At 37.9% G+C, this 5,905-nt stretch carries 3 protein-coding genes; all 3 read right to left on the minus strand.

Annotation, left to right across the window (positions count from 1 at the left end):
- The coding region (locus A5875_RS23630) for an MSCRAMM family protein (protein WP_088933459.1) at positions 1–3,333 on the minus strand (3,333 nt) is incomplete at its 3' end.
- Between the two features lie 61 nt (positions 3,334–3,394).
- Positions 3,395–4,165: a helix-turn-helix domain-containing protein gene (locus A5875_RS09985; RefSeq protein WP_088933460.1), complete on the minus strand. Its 771-nt coding sequence runs from the start codon at positions 4,163–4,165 to the stop codon at positions 3,395–3,397.
- Between the two features lie 385 nt (positions 4,166–4,550).
- The gene (locus A5875_RS09990) at positions 4,551–5,660 is read right to left on the minus strand and encodes a tyrosine-type recombinase/integrase (protein WP_088933461.1); all 1,110 of its coding nucleotides are present in this window, start codon (positions 5,658–5,660) and stop codon (positions 4,551–4,553) included.
- Positions 5,661–5,905: the final 245 nt, after the last annotated feature.

Here is a 5,905-nt window from a genome sequence, read left to right on the forward strand (position 1 = left end):
TGCTTTTTTCGGATAGTTTGGTAGATGACGTTTACCATCCTCTGTATAAAACGCTGTCGCAAGCGGGGACCCTCGTCTCTGAACTGTCCAACCACCAGTTTCTGCGTTCAAGGTGATTATCCAATACCCCGTTGGTAGTTCGTAACCTTCTACTGTTTTCGTTTCTAACAATAAATAATCTCCAGATTCTAAAGATGTGAAGTTCACTTTTCCTGTTGTTACAGCACTCTTCTTAGTTTGAAGCGGAGTTGTCATATTCCAATAGGTATTAGCTGCTGCTGGATCATCATTCGTTCCAATAACAAGTTTCTCACCAGTTTTTCCACCATAAAGTTTGAATTCAACACCACTCAAAGGTTCCTTACTCTCATTTTCTTTAATGAAATCAATATCCATCGGCTTCGCTTTATTATTGATTCGAAAATAAGTTTTTCCATCACTCGCTTGATAATCTTTTGTCGTTCCAGGATTATTCGTTCCAGGTGCGGTAACTGTGCTAATTTCTCCATCTTTCCCATAAATGATCCAATATGCTTCCTCAACCTTAGGTAAGACAAAGTTCGGATAAGTAGCAGTTTCTACCAAGCTAAATGTATCTGATTTTATGTCTAATCCAGGTGCTAAAATCCTTCCCTGTGCATCAGTTGTTATATCTTGAATAAATTCCCAATGTCCTGCAGTGATATTCTCAGTTGTAGGAGGATGAGATGTAGGATGATTTCCCGATTTCCAAATAAACTTGTACAGTTTGAACTTGACTTCTTTCTTTTTATTTTGACTGTCATATAGCGGATCGCCATTTTTATCGACAGATGGCATCGGTGTCTTATTCGTATCCGTTTTAAAAATCTGGAACTTTATCTCACTCATATCAATGACGTAATAGAGCTTCAAAACCAAGGTTCCATCTTCTTTTACAACACCAGATTTCACATTGAAAGATAGTGCACTATCATGACGGTAACCATCAAAGGTTCGTGGAGCTGCAGTTACTGTAGATCCTGTTTCTCCATACAATGATTCATCCATCTTCATTTCAAAATCGCTTGCACTTCCCGCTTGGCCCTCTACTTTTTGCAAATAGTGCTGAACTTTATAACGGGAAACGGGCTTCCTCTTGTTTCGTACATGAACGACTGCGCCATCTTTACTCGCGCTTATCTCAAATTCCTCTGAGGTCACTGCCCCGGCTGAGGCGTTCCAACTACTTGAAAGTTCCTGACTGTAGCCATCCTTGGCTTTCGTCTCAAAGAAGCGATACGTACCATTGGCCAAGTTATCAACTTTGATGGTTCCATCATAAGTATTTCCTGATACTGTATTGCTGGCCGTTTCAAGATTAGTCTTCACATCTGTCCAACTACTGCCATTTTTCTTTTGCAATTTAAAAGTAAATCCGTTCAAGGGACTTGATAGGTCATCATCATCCCATTTGAACAACATCGCCGAATTAGGATTAAGCTTGATTTCTGCATAAGGATTTGTCATTTCCCCCTCCGCACTATTTTTTCGTGGGAGAGTTTTGTCTGCATCCAATTTGTGTTTATGGTAATAATCCACCGTATTGGTTTTCTTACCTGATGTGCTTTCCGGTGGATAGTCCAAGATCAACTCGATATCATAGGTCGCAATTTGTCCTTTAAGTACATTTGAATCGCCATAGGTCAATGTATAGTAGGATTCTAATAAATCACGTTGGCTTTCTGCATAAAAACCTTTTTTAATGTTCGCTTCTGCCGCTAATGCCGCAAATTGCGTGATTTGAACATTTCCTCCACTCTTATTCTTAGTGTATCTGGCCGGGATAGCCCAACGAGTGGTATTCCCATCATTTCCCATTGTTAGATCAGAGTATTTCTTTTGGGTTCCTCCTGTAGCACCGATTTTACCGAAATATGCCATCACCGTTCGCGTGGCGGTTGCACCTTTTCCATCGACAAAAATCCCATATTGATAGGCCTTGCTTTTTACTCTGGCTGAAAAAGCAGCCTTGGTTTCCCCAGATTTTTGAGTAAGCATGGTGAAGGAATTTGCTTCTGTTGGTCGCTTCTTATCTGACTCCGTTCCTGAACCAGTTCGATAAACTGGCCCTTGCTTACTATGGACTAACACATACGCATCATAAGCAATGTCTGAGGAAGGACGTCCACCTTTTTTAGTTGTCTCCGCCGAAGCTGGAAAATCCATAGGTGTCCGAACCATTCCTGCGATAAGCATAGTACTGACCGTTACTCCTGGGTCCAACACATCTTCTACATAAATATCATTGACATCCGTTGCATATTCTCCCCAATAGTGTTTAGGATTGACTGGATCCTGATAAAATCCCATACTAGGATTCGCACTCCAGTTAACTTCATCTCCCCCCAGCTCCAATGTTTCAGGAAAATTGACTGTCATGGAATATTGCATCGAGCCGTTTCCAGAATTAACTAACCGTTTAAAGTCGAAGCCACGTGAACCAGATAATGTAGTTGCTTCAAAACCAATTTGTTTTTTCATATCACCGAAGACAACATTTTGTACTCCAGCCTTTACGGTATAGTTCATTAATGATTTGCTTGGAACGGAGAATTTAACGGCCGTCAAGCTGGTCATTAGATGCTTTTCAGCTTCTTCGGTAAAATAGATACCGATTTTTTTTATTTCATCTTCTTCATCGATCTTGATTTCCCATTTGCCAATCACAGTATCTTTTCCATCAACCTGTACCGTGATTAGCTGATCTTGAGCAGTCCCTGCAAGCTGCCACTCACCCCATTCTTCATTTTCTAGAACGGGAATCTTAATATAGTCGCCATTTTGCAAACGATCTGCACCGTTGAATTGTAATGACCAAGTGAAGTCAAAGTCATAAGCCTTATTCGGCTGAGCTTCATTACTCTCACTCAAGGGTTTTCCCTTGTCATCCAAGATATCCCAATTGGTAATTTTGAAGGTTGCAGAACTTGTTTTTGAAAGATCACGACTAGCAGCTCTTGTCTCTCTTCGCTTAGTCTCTTTTTCTTTCTTTTCACTACTTTCTTGTGTTTTTTCTGTGCTTTGTTCTGTCTTACTACTTTCTGTTTCTTTCTCCTTGCTTTTTGTCGTTTCACCACTATTTTCTTTCTCTTCTACATTGTTATCCTCACTACTCTCATCAGAAGAAGCAGATGAGCTATTAGTCGTCGCATCTGTATTAAGGATGTCCGCACTTCTTTTAGGAATAGTGTTCGTCGTACTTGATTCCTTCACTGTTTGCGTTGTTTCGGCAAAGGCAGAAAATGGTACGAGTTGTATAAGAAATAAGAGAACTACTAAGATTCGTAATATCTTAGCCAACTGTTTGATCATTCCGCTTCACCTCCCCATTCACTCTTTTCATTTTTCTGTCACCTATCCCTTTTAAATTTTTTCATTGCTGAAGTTCCTTGATTGGCTCTATCTCTTCGTCAATGTCTGTAAAATAGTCATTAAACTTATTTGTTAGCATGTAGCCTTTTCCCCAAGTAGTATGAATAATTTCCTCATGGATACCTAATTTGATAAATCTGCCTTTTATTCTTTTAATCAAGGAAGATAGTTGAGACAATTTAGAATTTGTAGGTTTGCTATTCCAAAGGATTTCACAAAGTTCTTCTCTCGAACATAGCTGTCCTTTCTTATTAATCAACGCATCTACTAATCTTTTCTCGGTGTTGCCGAAAGCACAACTATTTACCTGTAAGTGCAGTCCTTTGGGTCCTTCTGTTTTTTTTATTTGCATCATTGTCAAACTACCTTTTTCTCTAGTGAATGAGTTTTCTGTCTCCGTTGGTACAAATTCTTTTTCAAGAGTTGATAGTTGTTCTCGAACAGCTTCAATACCTGAATCGCAATAGACCCATCCTTGGATGCCTTTATGTTTCCAAACCTCACGGTCGACTTTATCTAACACTGTTTCAGCTTTACGAATAAGCAGGTGATCTTTTTGATCTATCATAGATAGTATTTTGGTGACCTCTTTATCCATAACTGTTTCACCAAAAATGATTGCTTGGAAATAATCAATCAATCTCGTCAACAAAAACTGTTGAGAACTTATCAGCAGGCTACTTGAAACAAACACCTCATGATCTAGCCTCTGTAATTGCTCCTGTAATTGTTTTTCACAAATGATACTTTTCGTAAGAATTAGTATTCTCATATGTCTTTCTCCTTTCAGTTCCACAAATAAAAACGGCTTATCAAGCCACAATCTGCTGATAAAGCTATTCCCATTTTTTTGAAGTTTTTTCTAGCTTATCTATCTAAAAACATGCTGTAATCTGTGATAAAATAAGGTTATTCTTTGTTCAGTTTCATTAAATTAAACATTTTATAGTTACTTGTTTTTTGGAAAAACAAGCAACGGCATCAAAAGCCTGTTATAACAAGCTTTTGATGCCGTTACTGACGATGTTTGACGGTTCTTATTTGAAAAGTGATTTCTCTTCTATTTATAAGTACGTTTTAGTTTCAAACACAGAGAATGTAAGCGTTTTCTCAGTGTTGTAAAAAAACCTGCAGAAAATTTGATTAAAATTTTTTTTTTACGAGACAGCTGCTTCCATTAATTGTATTGCATCAATTTTTGGTGATAATAGAGAATGCGTATAAACGTCCAGTGTCATTTGTGTAGAACTATGACCTAATAGACCACTGATAGAACTTATGTCTGCTTTTGCTTCGACACATCTTGTTGCGAAAGTATGCCGTAATTGATGAAAATGAATCTGGCCAAGTTTCGCTTTCTTGCATAATTGATGCAGGTGATAGGTCATAAGGCGTGGTTCACACAATCCTTCTCTAGTAGAAAAAACAAAAGGACCGCTCTTTTTCTTTCGGTATTCCCATAACCATTTTCGAACCAGTGTCCCCATCGGAATGATCCGAGTGGAAGCTTGTGTCTTGGTCGCACGACAGATAATCTTCGTTTTCATGTCTCTATTACCAGTGCGAACTCGTTGAGCAGTATGTGTGATATAGATAATATTGTTTTCAAAATCAACATTTTCCCATTTTAGAGCAGCAACTTCTCCAATACGTAAGCCTGTGTGCAGCGCAAAGATGATAGGTAAGCCTTTTTGTTTCGGATAGGAAAGAGCTGCCTTTTCCAAACGTTGTTGCTTTTTGAGTGACAATGCCTGTTGTTTCTTGGGTTCTCTTTTTGGCAGCTTGACTCCTTCACAAGGATTTTGCTTCATAAAACCTTGCCTAATTGCCTTATTCAAACAGTTTTTTAAAACTTGTATATTGACACGGATACTAGAAGGAGCTAACGGCTGTCTTTTCCAACGAGAAACCAGTTCTTGAATTATCTCTAGCGTAAGCTCATTCAAATGGTAATTCTCTAAGTGGGGTAATATATAGGTTCGAAGCTTATGTTCATAGCTGCTAAATGTTGCGGGCTCGACATTTTCCTTAACTTCGTTCAACCATGTATCACACCATTCCCCCATACCTATGGCTACTTCACCATAACATTCACGTATATCTTGATATTTTACTCTTAGCGGATATAATTTTCTTCGCACTTCGTTGTAAGTCTTCCCATAGACAGAACCATATTTTGTTTTCCCATCTAATGTCTTTCCTTTTTGATAACGTCCTTCCCATCGTTGATCTTTTCTAAAATAAATATTTTCTCCACGTCTACTCATAAATGATTTCCTTTCATACTGACGGTTTATTTGACGGTAAATAAGAACTTGTTCAGTACATAAAAATGATTACAATTACGACTTATCTATTTGACTATTTCTTATTCAAATAATTTAATTAAATATTTTTTGTTACGACTATTGAAATAGCATTAACTTTACATTATAATTAAAACAAAATGATTTAAAAATAGTTTAGATAGTACTTACCGATAACGTTTTAGCTTGTTTTTCCAAAAAACAAG

This window comes from Enterococcus sp. 3H8_DIV0648, assembly GCF_002140655.1.
Classification (GTDB): Bacteria; Bacillota; Bacilli; order Lactobacillales; family Enterococcaceae; genus Enterococcus_A; species Enterococcus_A hulanensis.